General features: G+C 55.3%; 21 protein-coding genes. 14 read left to right on the forward strand and 7 right to left on the reverse strand.

The window, feature by feature from the left end; translation table 11 throughout:
• Nucleotides 1–240: 240 nt before the first annotated feature.
• From rsfS to NP590_RS10720, 3 genes are read right to left on the reverse strand one after another with little or no spacing between them, the layout of a single operon-like run.
• A complete protein-coding gene (gene rsfS / locus NP590_RS10710; protein WP_256602372.1) occupies nt 241–582 on the reverse strand; it encodes a ribosome silencing factor in 342 nt (113 codons plus the stop codon).
• Entirely contained in the window at nt 561–1,217 is a 657-nt protein-coding gene (gene nadD / locus NP590_RS10715) for a nicotinate-nucleotide adenylyltransferase (RefSeq protein WP_256602373.1), read from the reverse strand. Before nadD ends, rsfS begins: the two co-directional genes overlap by 22 nt.
• Nucleotides 1,217–2,473: a glutamate-5-semialdehyde dehydrogenase gene (locus tag NP590_RS10720; RefSeq protein WP_371927293.1), complete on the reverse strand. Its 1,257-nt coding sequence runs from the start codon at nt 2,471–2,473 to the stop codon at nt 1,217–1,219. Before NP590_RS10720 ends, nadD begins: the two co-directional genes overlap by 1 nt.
• A gap of 159 nt (nt 2,474–2,632) precedes the next feature.
• On the opposite strand from NP590_RS10720, the gene purE reads away from it, so the two are divergent.
• From purE to NP590_RS10770, 10 genes are all read left to right on the forward strand, one after another.
• Entirely contained in the window at nt 2,633–3,130 is a 498-nt protein-coding gene (purE, locus tag NP590_RS10725) for a 5-(carboxyamino)imidazole ribonucleotide mutase (protein WP_256602375.1), read from the forward strand.
• Nucleotides 3,127–4,221 carry a 5-(carboxyamino)imidazole ribonucleotide synthase gene (locus NP590_RS10730; protein ID WP_256602376.1) on the forward strand — a complete coding sequence of 365 codons (1,095 nt, stop codon included), beginning with the start codon at nt 3,127–3,129 and terminating at the stop codon, nt 4,219–4,221. The genes purE and NP590_RS10730 overlap by 4 nt, the downstream gene beginning before the upstream one ends.
• Nucleotides 4,222–4,284: 63 nt before the next feature.
• Entirely contained in the window at nt 4,285–5,646 is a 1,362-nt protein-coding gene (locus tag NP590_RS10735) for a V-type ATP synthase subunit B (protein WP_256602377.1), read from the forward strand.
• On the forward strand, nt 5,627–6,229 hold the full coding sequence (locus NP590_RS10740) for a V-type ATP synthase subunit D (protein WP_256602378.1): 603 nt from the start codon (nt 5,627–5,629) through the stop codon (nt 6,227–6,229). Before NP590_RS10735 ends, NP590_RS10740 begins: the two co-directional genes overlap by 20 nt.
• Nucleotides 6,230–8,029, forward strand: a complete 1,800-nt coding sequence (locus NP590_RS10745) for a V-type ATP synthase subunit I (protein WP_256602379.1) — start codon at nt 6,230–6,232, stop codon at nt 8,027–8,029. It abuts the gene before it with no gap.
• Complete coding sequence (locus NP590_RS10750; protein WP_256602380.1) at nt 8,029–8,478, forward strand: ATP synthase subunit C; 450 nt, start codon at nt 8,029–8,031, stop codon at nt 8,476–8,478. The genes NP590_RS10745 and NP590_RS10750 overlap by 1 nt, the downstream gene beginning before the upstream one ends.
• Before the next feature lie 10 nt (nt 8,479–8,488).
• Entirely contained in the window at nt 8,489–9,178 is a 690-nt protein-coding gene (locus tag NP590_RS10755) for a hypothetical protein (protein WP_256602381.1), read from the forward strand.
• Nucleotides 9,175–9,867 (forward strand): DUF2764 family protein, encoded by a 693-nt coding sequence (locus NP590_RS10760; RefSeq protein ID WP_256602382.1) that lies wholly within the window; start codon nt 9,175–9,177, stop codon nt 9,865–9,867. Before NP590_RS10755 ends, NP590_RS10760 begins: the two co-directional genes overlap by 4 nt.
• Nucleotides 9,864–11,672, forward strand: a complete 1,809-nt coding sequence (locus NP590_RS10765) for a V-type ATP synthase subunit A (protein WP_256602383.1) — start codon at nt 9,864–9,866, stop codon at nt 11,670–11,672. The genes NP590_RS10760 and NP590_RS10765 overlap by 4 nt, the downstream gene beginning before the upstream one ends.
• Nucleotides 11,673–11,855: 183 nt before the next feature.
• Nucleotides 11,856–13,748 (forward strand): GumC family protein, encoded by a 1,893-nt coding sequence (locus NP590_RS10770; protein WP_256602384.1) that lies wholly within the window; start codon nt 11,856–11,858, stop codon nt 13,746–13,748.
• A gap of 30 nt (nt 13,749–13,778) precedes the next feature.
• Here NP590_RS10770 and NP590_RS10775 read toward each other — a convergent pair whose 3' ends face one another.
• Nucleotides 13,779–15,986 (reverse strand): sodium-translocating pyrophosphatase, encoded by a 2,208-nt coding sequence (locus NP590_RS10775; protein ID WP_256602385.1) that lies wholly within the window; start codon nt 15,984–15,986, stop codon nt 13,779–13,781.
• Nucleotides 15,987–16,249: 263 nt separating this feature from the next.
• Here NP590_RS10775 and NP590_RS10780 point away from each other — a divergent pair, with 263 nt between their 5' ends.
• Nucleotides 16,250–17,497, forward strand: a complete 1,248-nt coding sequence (locus NP590_RS10780) for a hypothetical protein (RefSeq protein WP_256602386.1) — start codon at nt 16,250–16,252, stop codon at nt 17,495–17,497.
• A gap of 168 nt (nt 17,498–17,665) precedes the next feature.
• Here the strand turns inward: NP590_RS10780 and NP590_RS10785 are convergent, their stop codons facing one another.
• From NP590_RS10785 to NP590_RS10795, 3 genes are all read right to left on the reverse strand, one after another.
• Nucleotides 17,666–18,880: a methyl-accepting chemotaxis protein gene (locus NP590_RS10785; protein ID WP_256602387.1), complete on the reverse strand. Its 1,215-nt coding sequence runs from the start codon at nt 18,878–18,880 to the stop codon at nt 17,666–17,668.
• A gap of 28 nt (nt 18,881–18,908) precedes the next feature.
• Nucleotides 18,909–20,222: a CBS domain-containing protein gene (locus tag NP590_RS10790; RefSeq protein WP_256602388.1), complete on the reverse strand. Its 1,314-nt coding sequence runs from the start codon at nt 20,220–20,222 to the stop codon at nt 18,909–18,911.
• An 81-nt stretch (nt 20,223–20,303) separates the two neighbouring features.
• On the reverse strand, nt 20,304–20,765 hold the full coding sequence (locus tag NP590_RS10795; protein ID WP_256602389.1) for a response regulator transcription factor: 462 nt from the start codon (nt 20,763–20,765) through the stop codon (nt 20,304–20,306).
• Between the two features lie 500 nt (nt 20,766–21,265).
• Here NP590_RS10795 and NP590_RS10800 point away from each other — a divergent pair, with 500 nt between their 5' ends.
• From NP590_RS10800 to NP590_RS10810, 3 genes are all read left to right on the forward strand, one after another.
• Nucleotides 21,266–21,946 (forward strand): TIGR00266 family protein, encoded by a 681-nt coding sequence (locus tag NP590_RS10800; RefSeq protein WP_256602390.1) that lies wholly within the window; start codon nt 21,266–21,268, stop codon nt 21,944–21,946.
• Between the two features lie 36 nt (nt 21,947–21,982).
• Entirely contained in the window at nt 21,983–23,083 is a 1,101-nt protein-coding gene (locus NP590_RS10805; RefSeq protein ID WP_256602391.1) for a M48 family metallopeptidase, read from the forward strand.
• A 124-nt stretch (nt 23,084–23,207) separates the two neighbouring features.
• Complete coding sequence (locus tag NP590_RS10810) at nt 23,208–24,389, forward strand: pyridoxal phosphate-dependent aminotransferase (protein ID WP_256602392.1); 1,182 nt, start codon at nt 23,208–23,210, stop codon at nt 24,387–24,389.
• The last annotated feature ends 45 nt before the right edge of the window (nt 24,390–24,434 follow it).

Genomic DNA, 24,434 nt, shown 5'->3' on the forward strand with positions numbered 1-24,434 from the left:
TTCGGATGTCGGAAAATTATTTGCGCCTATCCGGGAGTGTCGTAAAAATCGAAACAGCCCCTCTCCCTCGGGGAGAAAGTTAGGATGAGGGTATATAGAACACTGGCTTATTAATTTCACCCCCGTCACCCAACCCTCCCCGCAAGGAGAGGAGGGCTATTACGACCGTCCCTGTATGAAGCAGTCATCGGCAGCCAAGGATTTTTCTTGAACAAAACAGCTCTCGACCCGCCGATATCACTATTTGTTGTCTTTATCGCCCGCCACCGACCAAAGCTTCTCCAGTTGGTAAAACTCGCGCGCCTGCCCGGTCATGACATGCAACACCACATCGCCCAAGTCCACCAACACCCAGTCCGAGCCTGATTCGCCTTCCACACCCAAGGGTTGCAGGTCGTTTTCCTTGACTTTTTCAATCACGTAATCGCATAGCGATTTGGCATGACGGGTAGAGGTAGCGGTGGCAACCACCATAAAATCGGTAATACTGGTCTTGCCCCGCACATCCAGGATGGCGATTTGATGGGCCTTGCGTTCGTCAAGTTCGGTTTCGACCAGCTTTAGGAGTTGTTCTGCTTGCATTCAATGTCCTGTTCTGAGGATAAATAAAGTTGATGGTGCCGGATATAGCCAATGACGGCGTCCGGCAGTAAAAATTTAGGGCTGCGGCCGGCACCTATCAGCGCGCGTATGCGGGTTGCGGAAATATCCAACGCCGTGACGGTCTGAAAAAACAGCAGTCCCGCCGGTTGTTGTCGCAACTGCCCGCTATCGGTGCAAAGCCGCTGCCGTAAAAATACCGGCAACTCGGCCGCAACGAATTGGGGCCGGGTCATCACCACGACATGGGCATAGTCGAACAAGCTTTGCCAGCGGTGCCAGGCAGTCAAGCCGGCAAAGGCGTCCAGGCCGACAAACAACAACAAACCGCTTTGGGGATGCTCCATCCGCAGCGAAGCCAGGGTATCGACCATATATGAAGGCCCCTCCCTGTCCAGTTCGCGGCGGTCGGCATAAAAACCCGGCGTATCCGCGCAAGCCAGTTCCAACATCGCCAAGCGCATGTCGGCCGCCACCTCCGGCTGCCCGCGATGCGGCGGCCGGCGGCAGGGTATCATCCTGAGTTGTTGCAATCCGAACATCTCGCTGACTTCCAGCGCCGTGCGCAAATGGCCGAAATGCACCGGGTTAAAGGTGCCGCCGTATATTCCTATCATTATTGCCTGATATGTCCGTCACCCAGCACGATGTATTTCAACGAGGTCAAACCCAGCAGACCGACCGGACCGCGCGCATGCAGTTTGTCGGTACTGATGCCGATTTCCGCACCCAGGCCGTATTCGAAACCGTCGGCAAAACGGGTGGAGGCATTCACCATCACCGAACTGGAATCCACTTCCCGTAAAAACCGCCGCGCCAGCGTGTAGTCCTCGGTGACGATGCTTTCGGTATGGGCGGAACTGTATTTATTGATATGCGCAATCGCTTCGTCGATGCCGGCGACGATTTTTATCGACAAAATCGGCGCCAGATACTCGGTGCGCCAGTCCTCTTCAGTGGCCCGCAGCGCGTTTTTGACCAGGGAACAGGTTTTCAGGCAACCGCGCAATTCCACGCCTTTTTCCGCGAATTGCGCCGCCAATACCGGTAACAAGGTCCCGGCCATGCTTTCCGCCACCAACAAGGTTTCCATGGCGTTGCAAACCCCATAGCGATGGGTCTTGGCATTCATCGCAATCGCCACCGCCTTGTCGGGATCGGCCTGTCCGTCTATATAAACATGGCAGATGCCGTCCAGATGCTTGATCACGGGAATCGTAGCTTCGTGGCTGATGCGTTCTATCAGACTTTTGCCGCCGCGCGGCACGATCACATCGACGAATTCCTTCATAGTGATCAATGCACCCACCGCCGCCCGGTCCGTGGTTTCCACCACCTGCACGGCATGGGCCGGCAGGCCGGCCTTATCCAAGCCCCGGGCAATACAGGCGGCGATAGCGCGATTGGAGTGTATGGACTCCGATCCGCCACGCAAGATGCAGGCATTGCCGGACTTTAAACACAGCGCGGCGGCATCGACGGTAACATTGGGCCGCGATTCGTAAATGATGCCGATAACGCCCAGCGGCACCCGCATCTGCCCGACCTGTATACCGCTGGGACGATAACTCAGATTGCTGATTTCGCCGACCGGATCGGGCAGCGCGGCCACTTGTTCGAGACCGGCCACCATGGCCGCGATACGGCCGGGCGTCAGTTCCAGCCGGTCCAGCGCGGCCGCATCCAAGCCGTTTTCCCTGCCGGCATGTAAATCCTTGGTATTTTCGGCCGCCAAGCTGGCGCTGTCGGCGGCAATGGCCTCGGCAATAGCCAACAAGGCTTGATTTTTGCGACCGCTATCGGCCTTGCCGGTTTCCCGTCCGGCCACGCGGGCTTGTTGCCCCAGTTGCCGCATATACTGCTCAATGTCCATCATTTACGATCCGATGCATTTCAAAAGTCGGCATTATAGCAAGCCGGCCGCCGTCACAGAGATAAAGCAAGCAGCGCCCCTAACTCACCAGGACAGGAAAATTCGCCTTATGCGATAATGCCGCCGTTTTCGACTAAGGCATAACACCGGAGATTTTGCATGACCGCATTGATAGGCATCATCATGGGTTCCACGTCCGATTGGGAGACCATGCAACATGCCGCGCAAACCCTTGAACATCTCGACATTCCGCACGAGGTTGAAGTAGTCTCCGCGCACCGTACCCCCGACAAGCTGTTTCACTATGCCGAAAACGCCGAAAGCAGGGGTTTGGAAGTCATCATCGCCGGCGCTGGCGGCGCGGCGCATCTGCCCGGCATGACGGCGGCAAAAACCGCCATTCCGGTGTTGGGAGTACCGGTGCAATCCAAAGCCCTGAACGGCATGGATTCGCTGTTGTCCATCGTGCAAATGCCGGCCGGCATCCCGGTCGGTACCTTGGCTATCGGTAAGGCGGGCGCCATCAATGCCGCCCTGCTGGCCGCCGCCATCGTCGGCAACAAGCACCCGCAATACCGCCCCGCCCTGGATGTTTATCGTCAGCAGCAGACCGACAACGTCACCGCCAACCCGGACCCCAGGCAGGTGCAGGCATGAAAGTCGGCATTTTGGGTGGCGGCCAACTCGCCAGAATGATCGCCTTGGCGGGCTATCCGCTAGGCTTGAAATTCATCGTGCTCGACCCCGACGCCAATGCCGGCGCCGCCGGTTTGAGCGAACATTTACACGGTGCTTACGACGATCCGGAGTTATTGGCGCAACTGGCGGCAAAAGCCGATGTGGTCACCTACGAATTCGAAAACGTGCCGGCGCATGTCGCTGAGTTTTTGACCAGTCACACCCTGGTCTATCCGCCCGCCAAGGCCTTGGCGGTCGCCCAGGATCGCTTGTTGGAAAAGGATTTTTTCAATCGAATAGGCATAGGCACGGCGCCCTACGCCGCCGTGGACAATCCGCGCGATCTGCGGACGGCCTTGGCAAGCATCGGCTATCCGGCCATACTGAAAAGCCGCCGCATGGGTTACGACGGCAAGGGTCAGATGGTGTTAAAGTCCGAGGCGGATTTGGAACCGGCTTGGCATGCCATGCAAGACGCGCCTTCCATCGTCGAAGGCTTTGTGCCGTTTCAACGCGAGGTTTCCATCATCGCCGCCCGCCGCCCATCGGGCGACATCGCGTTTTACCCCCTTTCCGAAAACCAGCACAGCGGCGGCATTTTACGGGTGGCCAGAGCCTGCCGCGACGACGCGGAACAGGCCATGGCCGAAGACTACGTCCGCCGCCTGCTGGAAGAACTCGACTATGTCGGCGTCATCGCCTTGGAATTGTTCGATGTCAATGGACGACTGCTGGCCAATGAATTCGCGCCCAGGGTGCATAACTCCGGACATTGGAGCATCGAAGGCTCCGAAACCAGCCAGTTCGAAAACCATTTGCGGGCCATTCTGGACTTGCCCCTCGGATCGACGCAAACCCGCGGCAACGCGGCCATGGTCAATTTCATCGGCGGCCCGCCGGATACGCAAGAACTGCTAAACTTTCCGCATGCGCATTTGCATCTTTACGACAAGGCGCCGCGCAAGGGCCGCAAGGTGGCGCATGCCACGGTCAGAAGCGACGATGCGGAAGTCTTTGCCGGCACCCTGGAACAATTGTCCGCGCTGGCTCAACGCATCGACAATTCCTGAGTCCGGTCCGCGACCGCTTGAAACATCCGCCGGTTGGCCGAGCCGGCATAAAGGGAGCTCAGAATGATCGAACACATGGTTAGACATTACAACATCTTGTCCATCGTAGGTAACATCATCACCGTCCATGTCGGCGGTGCAACGGAATATCGGGATATCACCACCCGCTTCGGCGATTTGGCGCAAATCCAGGACGATAACGGCAGCCGGTCGCTGGCGCAAGTGATCAAAATAGACGGCGGCAAGGTTTCCCTGCAAGTCTTCTCCGGTACGCGCGGCATCTCGACCGCCGCCAGCGTGCGTTTTTTGGGCCACGCGCAGCAGGTAACCTATTCGGAGAACATACTGGGCCGCATCTTCAACGGCATCGGCGAGCCGATGGACGGCGGCTCCGATTTGCTTCCCGACCCCAAGGTCACCATCACCGGCGCTTCCGTCAACCCGATCAAGCGAGTGTTGGCTTCCAAGATGATACGCACCCAGGTGCCGATGATAGATGTGTTCAATTGTCTGGTGGAAAGCCAGAAAATCCCCATTTTTTCCATCGCCGGCGAACCCTACAACGCTTTTTTGGCCCGGGTCGGCATTCAGGCCGACGCCGACATCGTGATTTTCGCCGGACTGGGTCTGATTTTCGATGATTTTCACTATTTTCGAACCCAATTCGAATTAGCCGGCGTTTTTGCCCGTACCGTGATGTATTGCAATCTGGCCTCCGATCCCATCGTCGAACGCCTGCTGGTGCCGGATATGGCGCTGGCGGTGGCCGAACGCTTCGCCGTGGAGGAAGGCAAGCGCGTTCTAGTGCTGATGACCGATATGACCGCCTACGCCGACGCGATGAAGGAAGTGGGCATTTCCATGGAGCACGTACCTTCCAACCGCGGCTATATGGGCGATTTGTATTCGCAACTGGCCAAGCGCTACGAAAAAGCCTGCGACTACAAGGGCGCGGGCTCGGTAACCATATTAAGCGTCACCACCATGCCCGGCAACGACGTGACCCACCCGGTACCGGACAACACCGGTTATATCACCGAGGGCCAGTTTTATCTGCACGACGGCATGCTGGACCCGTTCGGCTCCCTGTCCCGCCTGAAGCAACATGTGATCGGCAAGGTAACCCGGGAAGACCATGCGCAGATCATGAATACCATGATCCGTTTCTATGCGGCCGCCAACGACGCCGAACAAAAGCAGGCCATGGCCTTCGATCTGTCCGACTATGATCGCAAACTGTTGAAGTTCGGCAAGCTGTTCAGGGCGCGCTTCATGGACATCAACGTTTCGATTGCCCTGGAACAGGCGCTGGATTTAAGCTGGGCAACCCTGGCCGAATGTTTCTCCGAGGATGAACTGCTGATGAAGCAGGTCTTGATCGACAAATATTTCCCCAAGGCCGGTCATGGCGAAGCTGTCGTTTAACAAAGCCGCCCTGCACAAGGAAACCGGCAAGCTGAAACGCTACCAGCAATATTTGCCGTCTCTGGAGTTGAAGCGGCAAAAACTGGTGATGGAAAAAGCCAAGGGTTGGTCGCGGCTGGAACAGACCCGCCAGCTGATTGCGCAATGCCAGCATGCGGTGAGCGAATCGCTGCCGATGATTTCCAACCGCGATATAGACTTGAGCCGGCTGGTGTCGGTAAGCCGGGTGGAACTGGATCAGGAAAACATCGTCGGGGTCACTCTGCCGGTGTTGAAGCGGGTTGAATTGACCGGCAAACCCTACTCGCCGTATCTGAAACCGCACTGGGTCGACCACGTGGTCATCCGCTTGCGAACCATGCTGGAGTTGCAACTGCAACAGCGCGTGGAGCAGCAACGCCTGCATCTGCTGAATGCGGCGGTAAAAAAAGTCACGCAAAAAGTCAATCTGTTCGACAAGGTTCTGATTCCCAAGACCCAGCAAAATATTCGCAAGATCCGCATTTTTCTGTCGGATGCCGAACGCGCCGATGTGGTACGCGCCAAGATCACCAAGCAGCTACGCGCGACGTCGGGAGATTGAATGGCCATCGTCAAATTAAAGAAGTTAACCTTTTGCGGCTTGCTAAAGGACAAGCGGCGGGTGCTGGAGCAATTGCAAGGCTTGGGCGAACTGCACCTGATCCCGCTGCAACCCCTGCCGGCCAATCCGGAGAGCCGGGACGAGAAACAAGCCACCCTGTTGCTGCAGGCCTTGCGCTATCTGAATGATTGTCCGCGCAAGCGGCATCAAGTAAGCAACGATAAAAATTTCAACGCCGACCGCATCGTGGAACAAATCCTCAAGCTGAAAAGCAAAACCCGGGAATTGAGCGATCGCCGCGACGCATTGCTGAAGCGGATTCAGGACCTGGAGCCCTGGGGCGACTTCGTCCTGCCGGAAAGCGGTCTGCTGTCGAATCAATGCTTCTGGTTTTACATCGTGCCCAGGCGCATGCTGGGCAAGTTGAAGGATTGCGGCTTGGTCTGGCAAACCGTGCATCAAAACAATTTGTTCAGTTACGTAGTCGTGATTTCCGAGCACGAACCGCCGGAAATTGCCTTGCCGGTGCCGCGCAGCCATACCGGCTCCCTGCCGTTGTCTACTTTGCGCGATCAAGCCGACGAACTGGCAATGACCCTGGAAGATTTGCAGGCCCAACGCGAATCCTTTACGCGCTGGATCGCCTTGCTGACGCTGCATTTCGCCGCAAGCCGCGACCACGACGAGTTGCAACATGCCCAAACGATTACCCGCGACGAATTAGGTGTGTTTGCCCTGCAGGCCTGGTTGCCGGAAAAACGAGTGGAATATTATCGACAATTTGCAGACGCGGCGGGCTTGGCGCTGCTGACCGAAGATCCGGCCCCGGCGGATAAACCTCCGACACTGCTGGAAAACCCGCCCACGTTGGCCGGCGGCGAGGATTTGGTAAATTTTTACCAAACGCCGGGCTACCAAGGCTGGGATCCGTCCCTAATCGTATTTTTCTCCTTCTCGCTGTTTTTTGCGATCATCTTGTCGGACGCCGGCTACGCCGCCATATTTATGAGCCTGCTGGCCTGGAAGTGGCGCGGCCTTGGCGCTAGCGCCAAGGGCCGCCGTTTCCGCATGTTGGCACTATGCACCCTCGGCCTTTCCTTGCTGTGGGGAGTGCTGTGCGGCAGCTACTTAGGCTACGGTCCGGGCGACGACAGTGTATTGGGCCGGCTCAAATGGTTCGATCTGAACGACTTCGACGGCATGATGCGGCTGACTATCGCCATCGGCGTAATGCATATCACCCTGGCCAATCTGGTCAAGGCCTGGCAACGGCGCCGTTCCACCTTGGCGTTGGCGCCGCTGGGTTGGATAGGCTTGGTTAGCGGCGGCTTTTGTCTGTGGCTGGCTCAAGACCAGCCAGTGACCTTCCTTGCGAGTTTGGGCCGGGGCTTGGCGGTAACCGGTGCCGCGCTGTTGATACTGTTCAGCAGCGAACGCCGCGTCCGCCGCTGGAGCGACTGGTTCTGGCGCCTGCTGGACGGCTTGAAAAGCCTGATCGGCATCACCCAGTTGTTCGGCGATGTGCTCAGTTACATGCGTTTATTCGCCCTGGGATTGGCCAGCGCTTCCCTGGCCGTAACCTTCAATCAACTGGCCGAACAAGTGCTGCGCGAATTTCCCGGGCCGGGTCTGCTTTTCAGCATTCTGATATTGTTACTCGGGCATTCACTGAATTTGGTGCTGTGCATTCTGAGCGGGGTGGTGCACGGACTGCGATTGAATTTTATCGAATTTTATAATTGGAGCGTTTCCGATGAAGGTTATCCGTTTAAAGCATTTTCCAAAAAAGGAGTCGATTGATGGCTGAGTTACTGGGTATTTTAGGTTGGATCGGGATTTACGCGCCGATGGCCCTGGGTGCGATGGGCAGCATAGCCGGCTGTTCCATCGGCGGTCAGGCCGCGGTCGGCGCCATGCTGGATACCGAAACCGGTTACGGCCGCTATATCGGCGTGTCGGCCATGCCGTCTTCGCAGGTCATTTTCGGTATCGTGGTGATGTTTACCCTGAATCGGCCGGTCAATATCGACAATGCCGCCGGCTTGTTTGCGGTGGGGGTGCTGTCGGGCCTTGCCCTGATGTTGAGCGCCGTCTATCAGGGACAGTGTTGCGCGGCCGCCATTCACGCCGCCAAGGCCAAACCGGAAATCTTCGGTTTATCCATCGTGCCCGCCGCCATCGTGGAAGGCTTCGCCGTCTTTACCTTTATTTTCGCGCTGGTCATTAGCGGCGGCATTCCCAAAGTGTAAGGATGGCATCATGAATGAGGAAAAAGCTGAATACGCCTCCTCGGGTGTCGAACAACTCATTGAACGGTTGCGGGAACAGGCCATACACGCCGGCCAGCAAAAAGCCGAAAGCATCGTCGCCGACGCGCAAAAACGCGCCGCCTGGCTGATTGCCGAAGCCGAACAGGAAGCCGCCGATATCGTGAAAAAGGCCCGCGCCGAAGCGGATGCCATTCATGCCGCCGGCGCCGACGCCTTGAATCTGGCGGCGCGGGATGCCTTGCTGCGCCTTCGGGACACTTTGTTAGGCAGCTTTAGCCAGGAAGTTCAGCGGGTAGTCGGCGAAAAAATGGCCGACCGAAGCTTTATGGAACAACTCATACTGGCGCTGGCCGGTCAGGTAAGGGAAAAAACCGGACTGGACCGGCAAAATCGACTGACTTTTCTACTGCCGGAAAATGTGGTCGGCGTGGAAGAATTGCGTAAAAACCCGGAAGAGTTACGGCAAGGCGAACTGTCTCATGTGGCCGCCGACCTTGCCGGCGACCTGCTGCGCAAGGGCGTGAATTTCGAAGTCGGCGACGAGTTAAAATCCGGCTTGGTAATCCGGCTGGAAGATGACGCCATGTACATAGACTTTACCGACGAAGCCGTGGCCGCCCTGTTGCTGGCGCACCTGCAACCGCGCTTCCGCGCCTTGCTGCAGGGCATCGTCAAGTGACGGCGGGATTCAAATACACGCTGCTGCTTACCAGTTTGCCGGTACAACCGGCGGAATTGTTCAGTTCGCGGCTACCCGTCATTTCCCGAATCCAACTGGATAAACGTCTGACCCTGCTCGACGCGGAAGACGCGGCGGATTTGGCGCGGATTGAAGGTTTGTTGCATTGGTCGAAAATGTCCGAACGGGATGACGCCACCATCATCAACGCCGGCGAACGGGAATTGGCCTTGGTGCGCAGCGCCTTCCTGCGCGACATCGTCGCTTGGCGCTTGGAATTAAGAACCTTGTTAACCGCCCTGCGCCGCCGGCATGCCGGCGAACATATCACGCCGGCCGATCCCTTTTACGGCTTTGGCCGCCATTTGCGTTTTATTCACCGTTACTGGCACAAAGCCGATTTCGGCCTGGGCAACAGCCTGCCCTGGATCAAACAGGCCCAACAATTTATCGCCGAGAACAACCCCATGGCACTGGACAGGTTGATGCTGGAATTGAACTGGAAACACTATGCCCGCCTCAGCCGGGGGCATTATTTCGATTTTCCGGCGGTGGTGTTGTATGTGCTGCGCTGGTATTTGATCAATCGCTGGGTCAGTTACGACAAGGACCGGGCGCTATTACGCTTTAACGAATTAATCAACGCCGAAATGGCCGACGTACGGCTGGAATTTGAAGGAAAAGCATGAACGAATACGCAACGACCACTGCCACGGCGCGCATTATCGCGGTACAGGATGACATCGTTTCGCTGGAATCCAGCGGCGACAGGCCCCTGACCAAAAATGAGGTGGTATACATCGTCCCCAGTCGCGGCGAAGCCAAACACCAGGAACGCCTGAAAGCCGAAATATTGCGCATATACGGCAATCGGGCCGACGCTCAGGTTTACGAAAGCACCATCGGCGTCGGAGTGGGCGATCCGGTCGAACAAAGCGGCGAATTGTTGTCCGTGGAATTGGGCCCCGGCCTGCTCGGGCAAGTCTATGACGGTCTGCAAAATCCGCTGGATTTATTGGCCAGCCAATTCGGTTATTTTTTGCCGCGCGGCGTCGATTTACCGGCGCTGGACCGCAACGCCAAATGGGCCTTTACCCCATGCGTGCAGACCGGCACCAGACTGTATGCCGGCGCCGCGCTGGGCAGCGTGCAAGAACGCCGCTTCAAACATAAAATCATGGTGCCCTTCGATATCCGCGGCGAAGCGGAAGTCACCTGGATACAACAAGGTAACGTCACGGTTGACGAGCCGGTGGCGAAAATCCGCCTGTCCGGCGGTAAGGAACAACTCATCACCCTGAAACAGCGCTGGCCTGTGCGCAATCCCCTGTCGCAAGCCATGCTACGCAACAACATCAACCAGCGCCAATACCCCAATGCTCCGCTGGTAACTCATTTGCGCTTGATCGATACCTTCTTTCCGATAGCCTTGGGCGGCACCGGCTGCATACCGGGCCCGTTCGGCGCCGGCAAAACGGTACTGCAAAGTCTGATTGCCCGAAATTCCGAAGTCGATATCGTCATCGTGGTGGCTTGCGGCGAGCGGGCCGGCGAGGTAGTGGAAACCATCAGCGAATTTCCGCAAATGATAGACCCGGCAACCGGCGGCTCGTTGATGGATCGCACCATCATCATCTGCAACACCTCTTCCATGCCGGTGGCCGCCAGGGAGGCCTCGATTTACACCGGCATTACCCTGGGCGAATACTATCGGCAAATGGGTTTGAACGTGCTGCTGCTGGCGGACTCCACCTCGCGCTGGGCGCAAGCCATGCGGGAAACCTCCGGCCGACTGGAGGAAATTCCAGGCGAAGAAGCGTTTCCGGCCTATCTGGACTCATCCATCAAGGGCATTTACGAACGGGCTGGGGTGGTCTCCAACGCCGACGGCCACACCGGCAGTTTGACGATGATAGGCACGGTGTCCCCGGCCGGCGGTAATTTCGAGGAACCGGTGACGCAATCCACCCTGAGCACCGTGAAAACCTTTTTGGGCTTGAGCGCCGACCGCGCCTACAAGCGCTTCTATCCGGCAGTCGATCCATTATTATCCTGGTCGCGCTATCTGGAGCAGTTAAATCCCTGGTATCAGCGGGAACTGGCACCGGATTGGACCAAACAAGTGCAATCCGTGCTGCAACTTTTGGCGCACGGCAACAGTGTGCACGAAATGATACAGGTGGCCGGCGAGGAAGGCGTGACCATGGAAGACTTCGTCACCTATCAGGAGGCCTTGTTTGTGGACATGGTGTATTTGCAACAGGACGCCTTCGATAAGGTCGACGTATCGGTGCCGATGCAACGGCAAAAAGAAACCTTTATGTTGATCATGCGGCTGATTGATGCCGATTTGCAATTTAGCGACCAAAACCATGCCCGGGAATACTTTACCCGCTTGACCGGTTTATTTAAAAACTTAAATTATGCGGTCTGGCAATCCAACGAATACCAACAACTGCTGGACAAAATCAACCATTTGATATCGGCGATCTGACGCGCGGGTTTATCCGGTCCGTGTCCGGACCCGCAAGCTGCCCGCCGGCGCCACGCCATCGGTAAAATCCCCCCCGCGCCGGGCTGCTTTGAATTAGAATGGCCCGCATGCTCCCAGGCATCGGCCATCCATTTCTTGCTTCCATGGCGGTCTATTATGAATTATCGAGCTCATGACTATGATATGGCATCGGGAGGACTGAGCGGCGCGAGATACGTTCGGTCGGTCCGCTTAAGGCGCTGGCTGGTATTTTTGCTGGTTTTTCTGCCCTGCATGCTGGTTTCGCAAATTTATATATTTTTGCAACCGGCCATCTATCAAAGCGTGGCGACCGTGCTGACCATGGCCGCCACCGATATCGATCAAAACAGTCCCGCCGCCGACATTCAGCATGTCAGCATCCAGAAACAGCTGTTGTTAAGCCCGGCGATTTTGGACAAGACCGTGGAACACCTGCAAAATATGCTGACCAACAACCGGGAATGGAATAGCGATCAATTGCGGGAGATGTTTGCCGTAACGCCGGAGCCCGATACCAATCTGGTGCACTTGCGGGCCGAAGGGCCCGAACCGAAAGTACTGCAGCGCTCCGTCAACGCCTGGATAGAAACCTATCTGCGGCTGCGAGCCGCCTTCATTGCCGACAACACCGATAAAGTCACCGGCGAAATCAACGACCAGTTACGCCGCATCGACAGACAAGTGGCGGAAAAACGCAACCAAGTCGAGCGATTCCGCCTACAACACAATATTTTATCCACCGAAAGCGCCGACAACGAGGCCCACGCTCGCTTGCAAGGCCTGAACAGTTCGCTGAACAGCGCCCTGGATGACGAAGTAAAAGCCAAGGCCAAGCTGGATACCGTTACGGCCGCGATTTCCCGCAACGAAGTCGTGGTGCCGGAAGAAGACACCCGGGCCATGGCGGTCTTGCTGGAGCAAGCGGAAAAACTGCGGGAACAATTGGCGGCCATAGAAGCGCAATACACCAAGGATTACATCGACCTGAACCCCAATCTGCGTCGGGTAAGGGAGCAATTAGTCGAAATCGAAGCCAAAATTGCCGAGAAAGCCGGTGTCGGCAAGGACTTTGCCCGCCAGGAAGCCGAACACAATTATAGCGCCGCCAGAGAGGCGGTCTTGCAGATCAAGCAGCAACTGCAGGCCCATAAACAACTGGCCGCCGACTATACTTCCCGCTTCTCCGAACATCAGGCTCTACAACAGGAGTTGTTGAAACTGGAAACCTTGCAGCAGGACACCAAGCAACGGTTGGCCGATATCGAAGTCAAACAACGGGAAAAATACCCGCAAGTGGATGTGGTGGAGTGGGCGTCATTGCCCGACAAACCCATCCGGCCGGATTACCTTCAGGAATCGTTATTGGCGTTTGCGGGCAGCTTGGCGCTGGCCTTGCTGACCCTGCTGATCATCGATTATTTGAACCGGGAACCTCCGCCCGCCGCGCCGATGAATCTGGGCGGCATCCATTTGCATCATCAACCGCGGGCGATGCTGGATGTAAGCGAACTCCCCACGCCCCAAGTCGGCCACGCTCCCTTGAAAGCCTTGCCGGTCGACAACAGCCTCCGCGAACTGGAGCGGCCGGAAGTGCTGGCCTTGAACCAGGTGGCCGAACCCTCGATCAAGGCCGTGGTTTATCTCCTTTTCAACGGTCTGACGCTAGGGGAAATTCTGAGCTTGACGCCCGAATGCCTGAATACCGAGGCTTTGATGATATTGATCCCCGGACAGCGCAATGTATTGATGACGGAATCGGTGGCGGACTGTTTCAGCGGCGATTTCGCCTTACAAAATTTGCCCAACGAAGCGGAAATCAAAACCTTGCTGTGCTGCGCGGCCTTGGACAGCGGCTTGCAAGATCCGGAAAGCGTTACGATAGAAAGCCTGCGCCACACGTATATGCTGTATTTGGTCCGTCAAGGCATCAAATTGGCGGATTTGACCAAAGTGGTGGGAGCGTTATCGCCCGCTCAATTATTGGAGTTGGGACGGTTTTCGCCGGCGCAATCCGGCCTGCCGCTGGAATCGATCAACCTGGAGTATTTTATCTAAAACCGACAGCCGGCTCGGCCGCGCGGGTGCTCAGAACACGCTCCATGCAACCGTTAAACCGGCCATCACGATAGAAACCATGCTCATCAATTTGATCAGAATGTTCAAGGACGGCCCCGAGGTGTCTTTAAACGGATCGCCCACCGTATCGCCGACCACGCATGCCTTATGCACGTCGGAGCCCTTGCCGCCCAAATGCCCCTCCTCGACGTACTTTTTGGCATTGTCCCAGGCCCCGCCGGCATTGGCCATGAATATCGCCAGCACGAATCCCGAGGACAGACCACCCACCAACAAACCCATCACGCCGGATACGCCGAAAACCACCCCGGTCAGCACCGGAACGATGATTGCCAGCAAGGACGGAAACAGCATGGCTTTCTGGGCGCCCTTGGTGGAGATTTCCACGCAACGGGCATAATCCGGCAAACCGCTGCCGTCCATGATGCCGGAAATTTCGCGGAACTGACGCCTGACTTCTTCCACCATTTTTTGCGCGGCCCGCCCCACCGCATTCATGGTCAAGCCGCAAAACACGAAGGCCATCATGGAACCGATGAACATACCGATCAATACCTTGGGATTCATCAAGCTGACTTGATAGTAGTTCATGAAATCCTCGAAACCGGCTCTATGGGTGTCGATGGTTGCGCCATTGGCCAACGACAGGGTGGTATGTCCCAAGCGTATCAGGCCGATTTTAATTTCCTCGATATAGGAAGCCAGCAAGGCCAGGGCGGTCAGCGCCGCCGAGCCGATGGAAAAGCCCTTGCCGGTGGCGGCGGTGGTATTGCCCAAGGCATCCAGCGCGTCGGTACGTTTGCGCACTGCCTCGCCCAAACCGCTCATTTCGGCGTTGCCGCCGGCATTATCGGCAATCGGGCCGTAAGCATCGGTGGCCAGGGTCAGGCCCAGGGTCGATAACATGCCGACAGCGGCAAACCCTATGCCATAAAGGCCCATGCTCAAATTTCCGGCCAGCAGCATATTCGCCACATCGAATTGGATGGCGCACAAATACGCCAGAGTAATGGCGACGGCAATCGTCATCACCGGGATCGCGGTTGAAATCATGCCCAAGCCGAGACCGGAAATAATTACGGTAGCCGGCCCCGTCACCGCGCTTTCGGCAATTTTTTGCGTCGGGCGGTAGGAGTGCGAGGTGTAGTACTCGGCGGTTTGTCCGATGACGATGCCCGCCAACAAGCCGGTCACCACGGCAAACGAAATGCCAACCCAGTTGGGCAAGCCGCTCAGGTACAGGATGACGAAAGTCGCCGCGGCGGTCAGCAGGGAGCTGATATTCACACCTCGATTCAAGGCAGCCATCAGCTGCTTCATATCGGCGTTTTCACGGGTTTTAACCAGAAAAATCCCAATCAGGGACAGAAACACCCCGACCCCGGCAACCAACATCGGCGCCAGAACGGCCTTTTCCTGCAAGGCGGGATGCAACAGAAAAGCCGAGGCCCCCAAGGCCGCGGTTGCCAAAATCGAGCCGCAATAAGATTCGTAAAGATCGGCTCCCATGCCGGCCACGTCACCAACATTGTCGCCCACATTGTCGGCAATGGTGGCCGGATTGCGCGGATCGTCCTCCGGAATGCCCGCTTCGACCTTGCCGACCAAATCCGCTCCCACGTCGGCCGCCTTGGTATAAATACCGCCGCCCACCCTGGCGAACAAGGCCTGGGTGGACGCGCCCATACCGAAAGTCAGCATGGTGGTGGTGATAACGACCAACTTATGCCCCGGCTCCATATCCTCGACAAAATAATCCAGCACCCAATACCAGACCGATATATCCAACAGCGCCAGACCAACCACCACCAAGCCCATCACGGCACCGGAACGAAACGCAATCCGCAGGCCCTGGTTCAAGGAATTCGCTGCCGCATGGGCCGTGCGGGCGGAAGCATAAGTGGCCGTTTTCATGCCGAAGAATCCGGCCAGCCCGGAAAAAAAACCGCCGGTCAGAAAGGCAAAAGGCACCCAGCTGTTTTGCAAGCCGAAATAAGCCATGACCGCAAACAACATAGCCAATACGATAAAGACCAACGAGACGATTTTGTATTGTTGTTTAAGGTAGGACATTGCGCCTTCCCGCACATACAAGGCAATTTTTTTCATGGTCTCCGTCCCTTCGCTTTCCCGCATCATCTGCCTGAAAAAGTAGAATGCAAACAACAGCGCGGTCAGGGCGGCAAAAGGCACTAAAAAGAATATTGGGTTTTCCATAAGCTTTCACTAAATTAATATTGATGTTGTTCACGGCGAACGGTACGGAGAAAGTTTAGGCCATGTTTGCATTAAAAGGCACAAGGCGTGGATAGTTGCCGGTAGTTATTCATGTAGAATGACATCCTTCAAAGTCATTTGGGGAAAACCGGCAAATATCGATTCCTCCCGCCCCGCGCTCTGCAACATACCCAAGGGCGTGAAGTTCGGATTCTGTACTTCGAGTGGAATAACCACAAGTTTTTTACATTAAACGATAAGTTATGCAACAGATGATCAGACTATTAGTTATTTTCGCCGCCAGCTTTTTGTTAAGCAGTTGCGCCAGCATAGGCAAAGGCATTACCGAAGCCATTTTGGAGCGACAGGACTCGGAGGACACCCGTCTGTGCGAAGTCACCGGCAACAATTTCACCGGCTTAAAGCCGCAACTGGAAGCGCCGGGACGCAAAATGAAAGTGCTGATGGTGCATGGGGTCGGCAACCACCTGCCAGGCTATGCCACCGAATTTCTGGAAAAACTGACCAAGGAACTGGAACTGCCGGTCACCACCCGGGCTTATAAAAATATCAAGCTGGCCGATCCCAGGAACCCCAAGGAAAATTTGGGCAACCTGAGGATTCACCGTTACCTGGATCAGAATCAAACCCAGGAGTTGCTGTTTTACGAATTGACCTGGTCGGAAATCACCGCCAAGGATAAGGAAGTCTTGTCCTACGACAACTCAGGCGAACAATCCTTCCGCCGCGCGGCGATCAACGACTTGTTGAAAAAGTTTTCCAACGACACCGGCCCAGACCCCATCATTTATTTGGGCGAAAAACGCGAGGATATCTTGGTGGCTTTTGCCCAATCGTTCTGCTGGATGATCAGCGGAGACTGGAACAGCCTTCCGGACGATGTGCAGCAAGTCTGTTCGTCCAAGGATGTCACACCGTTTTATAACGACAGCTATGCCTTTGTTTCGCACAGTCTGGGTAGCCGCATCACCATCGACGGCTTGCAACGCTTGGCCTCGATTTACGCCGATGACGACAACGCGCTTTACTTCTCGGCGGTTTCGAACGTGCTGAAAAACAAGGAAGTACCCATTTACATGATGTCCAACCAATTGCCGATGTTGCAACTGGGCCGCGCCATACCCAAAATCGTCAACCAGGAAGCGGCCTATTGCCAAGCCGGCGGCGATAAGTTTGCCGAGCGCATGCTGCTGAAAACCAACGTCATAGCGTTCAACGACCCCAACGACCTGCTCAGCTACACTCTGCCGCACGATTTCGTCAGCAAGTATTTGGATTCGCGCCTGTGCATCAACGTTACCAACGTCAACATCAACGTAGCGAAAATTTACGATGCCTTCGGGTTGGGCGAATTGGCCAATCCGATGGAAGCGCATATCGGCTACGATACCGACGACCGGGTGATAGCCCTGATCGCCAAGGGTATCGCCAACCCCAAGACGGCCCCCATCGTCAACGAGCGCTGCCGCTGGATCAGGACCATAGACTGAATTCGGCTTTCACCCGCCGATGGAGCGCTGAAAAAAACCGGTATTTATTCAAGGCATTGGCCTCAATAAGCAAGCCGGCCGGTTTATCGGCTGCCGCGGCTTATCGGGGCTATCAATCAGCCGAGCGCTCCCCTCATGGTTTGAAAGCGCAACCGTGTATTTGGCGATTCAGTCAAATAACTCGATCTCCGCCGCATTGACTTGACTTGCCGCCAAGCCAAGGGTTTGGGGCCGTGGAGCAACATTGGAGAGTAAAGAGTTCAAGCGTTCGATACGCAGCTGGAAACGTTGCAAACCGTCTTTTTGTTCGTGATCTTGTTGTAACTTCTGGAATTCATACAAATATTCGCCGATGCGCGTGGTTTTCAGCGTCAGTCCGCTCATGATTTGGGTCACGATATCCTCGAACTGCATGGCGATTACACCTTCCGCTGTCAAATGCTGGATATGTTGCGTCATTTCGGTAATTTGATACGAATGGCCGCGCGCCTTGTCGGTAATCAGCAGCAGTTCGTTTTCCAGGCCCGATAGATTTTCCCGTGAACGCTCAGCCAAACTAAGATCGGTTTGAGTGGCATGATTGATCTGCTTGCCGACGTCTTGCAGCGACGCCAAAATATCGTCCAGCATCGCGCCGATTTCTTCATTGAATATGCGGGTTCTCGATGCCAAGGAGCGGACTTCATCGGCCACCACGGCGAAACCCCGTCCGGCCTCGCCGGCCCTCGCCGCCTCAATCGCGGCATTCAAAGCCAGTAAATCGGTTTGCTGCGTCAATTTGGCAACACTGTCCAACGACCCGGCAATGCGCAGTATCTTGCCTTGCATCGATTCGAAGCTGACGGCTATGGAACTACTGGAATGTTTGAGTTCATCGAGTTTGCAAACAAATTCGTCGATCAGACCGCGGGTTTCGCCGAAAAAACGTTGCAAGCCTGATGCCTGCTGAGTGGTGCCGAGTTCGGAGCCGGTCATTTGCAGGACTTCATCGATCAGCGCACTTAACACCAGGCGCTGATTGGCGGACTGTCTATCCAATCCTGTCAAACTTTGCGACAGATTACTAACCGAGTCCTGCATAATCCGGCGGGCGCTGGATACATCCCGTTGCAATGTGTAAAATTCGTCTTGTGTATGCTCCAACGCGCGATCGCATAGGCTCTTATACTCCGACATCATCCGCTCAAGCTCGCGCATCCGGGCGTGTTGATTCATTTTCCAGCTCACGCGGCCTCGATGGGAAAAGAACACTATGGAGACCGATAGCAACGCAAATAACAGATAGATATGCGGCGATATCCCGGCAACCACAAATGCCCAGACCCAGCAAACCAAGGCCAAAATAATAAGCAGCCAGTTCAATGCGGTATCGATACGTCTCATGTTTTACCTCAGCAGGCGCTTTCGAAAATCAGCATTGCGCCGCTACCGCCGAACTCATGCCGTCATCGATATCAACAAGATATTCGTCCAGTTGATCCTTGGTTGAAATTTGTCTGATGGCTATGTTTACCATCAGGTCGATACCGGTATCGCTTACCAACCTCTCGATACAGGCCTTAACGCGCGTTGCAAACACACGGGCGCCGGCGACGTCGGTATGCGGCAACAAAGCCGCGAACGAGTCGTCGTTCCAATGGGCGACACCGTCGGATTTTCTGACCCAATTCGGCAATTGCGCCGCTATGTTATTCAGGGTTTCATAGTAGGGTTGAGATTGCGTAACGCACTGGTTTTGCTTGCAAATAGAGATACTGAACAATGCGCAAGAAAATGGCGCGGACCGGTATCGACCAATCCTGTCCAGCTCGTTGTTTAATTTCCGTTGAAAGCCTTGCTTGTCATCCAATCCGACGAATTCGCCCGCTGTGAAAATGCCGCGCTTATCCCCGCGCTCGAGGTCGAGCATGTCGATCAACTCGCGCAGTTCGCCGCCATGGTATTTGGTCAGACTGATCCAGGTACCGTAGACATACCTCACCAATTCGCTTTGCGTAATAAGCCCTACCAACCGGGCAGATTCGTTGACGACAACCGAGCGTTTGATGTTTTGCGTTTTAAGTTGCGTCAGGGCTTCCAAAATAGTCGCCGTTGTCCGAATGGTGGTCACCGGACTGCTCATGTAATGAGTCAACGGCATACAGATATTTTTGCCGCCGGCGATTATCCTGAACACGTCCTTGGTCGTAATGATGCCGACCGCGACATCGCCTTCGACAACGACGACGCAATCCTCCAAATCATTGAAATGACACAAGATATCTTCAAGTATCCAATCGGACGAAAATGAAATGAGCTCGGACCTGGAAATTAATTCCCCGACCTTTTTTTTCTCCACCAGAACCGTGGGAGTAATCGCCGAGAGCAAATCGGTATAGGTCAGGATTCCCTTGAGGGCATCGCCGTCGGTAATGCCCAAATATCTTCTACCGAAAGCTTCGAGACATTCCATTGCCGCCAGCACATGTTGATTCTGCTGAATGCACGGCAGTACGGGTAGGGAAATATCGCTTAAAAGCGCATTTCTGTCGCCGTCCCGCGCCAGATGCGCCAATAAGGCTTCGATGGAAAAAATATAGCGTTGGCAATCTTTCTCGACGATTACACTGCTGAGATTTTTCTCAACCATCAGTTTGGCGGCCTGGGCAACCGTCATGGTCGAATGCGACAGCGCGACCTGCTTTTGAGCGATCGAGGCAACCGGTGGAAATTTGCTCAAGGTCATGATTTTTTTCCATTGCCTGCATTGCAAGGCAAACCGTTAGGCTCGAACCACCGGCGGTAATTGATTTTCATGGCTATAGGCTCAAATGAGAACATCATCGAATACCTGGGGACTTGGCATTAACCGGGTTTGATTGGCAAGCGAGGTAAAGGCGTCATAGTCCCTGATCAATTCGGCAACCGATTTGGCCTTGATTTTACGCATCAGATTGGCCCTATGCACTTTAACGGTTTTAATGGCAATTCCCATCCTGTGGGAAATTTCCTGCGTTGAACAGCCTTTCACCAACCACTCGCAGGTTTCCAGTTCTCTTTTCGTCAAATTAATGAATTGCCGACTTATTTCTACCCGGTAAATGTGCCGGGAAAAAATCTGTTCCAAAGCCGACTGCATGACATCCAGCCGAAAAGGCTTTTCGATAAACTCGGTTGAGCCGATATTCATTTGCCGCAAAAGATTTGCACCCTTGAGCAATCTGCCGATATAAATTTTTGAACAACAAAGCCAAGTGGCGGCAAGCAAGCCGTCGTCGCAAATATCCATGAACTTTGTATCCAGAACCATGCAACATGCAATGTGGCCATGGATCAATTGCGCGTGATTTGTCCGCAGCCACCTGAACAGGTCCTTGCGGCAACTGAATGAATGCACCTCCGTAGTCGAATCCAGACAGATACGGCGAATTCCCTTGTAAGTGGACAACTCGGTGTCCACAACCAGAACCACCCTTTTCAAATAAGGCAAACCGACGGGCATCAATTTAGGAAATTTCCGTGACCATTAACATGACAAAACCGGGGGGAAGTTTAGGTGGTTTCCCTTTTTTGTCTATAGGGCCGAAGGCCTAGAAAAAGAATGAGTCCCGATGCCATGAACGCATGGAATTTGAAATTTTTTCCAGGGTTTTTCCAGGCATTTGGCCTAAAAAACGTGGTTGTTAAGCTTAAAACATGCTTTTTTAGCGCTTAATTTGCATTTGCCTGTTGATAGAACAATTAATTCCGTTAGACTTGCCGCTTGCCATCAATTAACTGGAGCGATTTATGAAATTCGACATCACCAATCCGGGCGCTTTTTCGACTTTGCTGGTCAATCTCGAATCGGGCGAAGCCATCAAGGCCGAATCCGGCGCCATGATCACCATGAGCGAGACCCTGGATGTAGACTCCAAAATGGAAAGAGGCTTGTTGGGCGGTTTGTCCCGCAAACTGCTAACCGGCGAATCGCTGTTTTTCCAAACTGTTACGGCGGCGCGCGGCCCCGGCCAAGTGATGATGGCATCGGCTTATCCCGGTGAAATCGCCGTGCTGGAACTGGATGGCTCGGAGGAATACATATTGCAAAAAGACGGCTTTCTGGCCGCCGAGCAATCGGTGCAGGTTTCCACCAAGGCGCAGAACTTGACCAAGGGCCTGTTTTCCGGCGAAGGTTTTTTCGTAATGCGGGTCAGCGGCAAGGGCAAGCTGGCCATCAGCACCTACGGCGGCATTCAAAAACTGACCCTGGCACCGGGCGAAACCCGCATCATCGACAACAGCCACATGGTGGCCTGGAGCGCCAACGCCAACTATAAAATCGAAAAAGCCTCCAAGGGCTGGATTTCCAGCTTTACCAGCGGTGAAGGCTTGGTGTGCCGCTTCCATGGGCCGGGAGACGTGTATATTCAAACCCGCAATTCGCCCGGCTTCGGCTCCTGGGTACGTCAATTCATTCCAACCCGCTAATTCGGCGGACGCATCACCGGGCATGGCGGGCGAGTTATGAGTTTGGTGAGTCATTTCAACGGCTTGTATTACGCCGGGAGGGAAAAATTTACCGTGCAGTTTTCGGTTTCCACTCACGGATTGATAGAATTCGAACTCGGCGAGCGGGAGCGCGTCGCCATCGCCTTGCAAGGCACCGTGTTGGAGTTGATCGGTGACCCCGGCGTCACGCTGCAAATCAGCTGGTCGGGTCATGACGGCCGCCACGCGCTGCTATGCGGGGAACCGGAGATATTCGATAAACTGCTGTCGCTGAACATACCGCCGCCGGCCCGGGAGCACATCAGCGAATTGCAAGCCAGGCAACATGGGCGGTTAAAGGGCGAACGACACCGGGTGCCGGTCTATCTGGCACTGATCGCGGCGTTTTTTGTCGGCGCTTACTTCACGCTGCATTATTCCGCGCCGTTGATTGCCGATATGATTCCGTATGAATGGGAACAAAAAATCGGCGCCATGGCCTTCGAAAACTATCAGGTGGGCAAAAAAACCGTCAGCGATAAAACCGTCACCGACGCCGTCGACGCCATTATCAAACGCATAGACCAGTTTGACGGTGCGGATATCGAATACCAGGTGGCGGTGGTCGATGCCGATATGATCAACGCCTTCGCCTTCCCCGGCGGTTATGTGGTGGTCACCACCGGTTTGATCGAAAACGCCGACAACCCGGAACAGGTGGCCGGCGTGCTGGCCCACGAGTTGACGCACGTGTTGCAGCGCCACAGCATGCGCAAATTGGTGCGTCAGGCCGGCATGGGCGTTTTGATCGGCATCGTGTTCGGCGATGTTTCGGCATTGTCGCAATTGATCGAACTCAGCGCGCAACTGGACAGCCTGTCCTTCGACCGCGACCAGGAGCGCAGCGCCGACGACGGCGCCATCGAAATCATGACCGCGGCGGGCCTGTCGCCACGGCATCTGGCGGCATTTTTCGAAAAGATCCAAAAAGCCGACGAGCTGACCGGCAATATCCCGGAACTATTCCAAACCCACCCGTTGACCGACGAACGCAGCAAACGGGTATCCGCCGCGGCCGAGCCGGAACAAGTCTTTCAATTCGATCTGGATTGGGAGCTAGTCAAACAGGCAATATAAAGGGGAGTGACGGGCGGGCGTTTTGCCATGAAAATACCGGCCCATCCTGATACGGCACAGGCTGTTTTATGCGCTTTTACCGTATAATACGCGCCAATTTTACAGCCTAGCCAACCGAGGAACCATGAGCATCACACTGTCCAATCGCGTCAAAGCCGTCAAACCGTCACCGACTTTAGCCATTACCGCCCGGGCGGCCGCCATGCGCGCGGCCGGCAAGGACATTATCGGCCTGGGCGCCGGCGAGCCCGATTTCGACACGCCCGACCACATCAAGGCTTCCGCCGTCAAAGCCCTGGACAACGGCTTTACCAAGTACACCGCGGTTGACGGCATTCCCAGCCTGAAAAAAGCCATCGCGCAAAAGTTTAAAAGCGATAACGGCCTGGACTATGAGCTGAAGCAGATTTTGGTCTCCAGCGGCGGCAAGCAAAGTTTTTACAATCTGGCCCAGGCCCTGTTGAACCCCGGCGATGAGGTGATCATTCCCGCGCCCTATTGGGTTTCCTACCCGGATATGGTGCTGTTGGCCGACGGCGTGCCGGTCATCGTGGAAGCCGGCCAGTCGCAAAATTTCAAGATCACCCCGGCGCAATTGCGCGCGGCGATTAGCGACAAAACCCGCTTGTTCGTCATCAACAGCCCGTCTAACCCGACCGGTGCCGCCTATAGCCTGGATGAATTGAAAGCGCTGGGCGAAGTGTTGCAGGATTATCCAAACGTGCTGATCGCCACCGACGATATGTACGAACACATCCTGTGGAACAAGGGCGGGTTCGTCAACATACTGAACGCACGGCCGGATTTTTACCCGCGCACCATCGTGCTGAACGGCGTATCCAAGGCTTATTCCATGACCGGCTGGCGAATCGGCTATTGCGCCGGCCCGGCGGATTTGATCGAAGCCATGTGCATCATTCAATCGCAAAGCACCTCCAACCCAACCTCGATTTCGCAAGTCGCCGCCGAAACCGCCTTGACAGGCGACCAAAGCTGCATCGATACCATGATGGTGGAATTTAAAAAGCGCCACGATTTCGTGGTGGCCGAATTGAACAGCGTAGACGGCATCGACTGCCTGCCGACGGACGGCACGTTTTACGTATTTCCCAACGTGGAAAAACTGCTGAACAGGCTGGACGGCATAGACGACGATTTGCAATTTGCCGAGTATTTGATCGAAAAAGCCGGCGTGGCGCTGGTGCCGGGTTCGGCATTCGGCTGCCCGGGCCACATCCGTATTTCCATTGCCACCAGCATGGCCAATCTGGAAAATGCCCTGGCCCGGATCAAACAGGCCGTTTAGCCCGTAGGCCGGAATTAGCCCGCCCGGCGGCAGCAAGGGCGGGCT

It is taken from the genome of Methylomonas subterranea (genome assembly GCF_024505185.1).
Taxonomy (GTDB): Bacteria; Pseudomonadota; Gammaproteobacteria; order Methylococcales; family Methylomonadaceae; genus Methylomonas; species Methylomonas subterranea.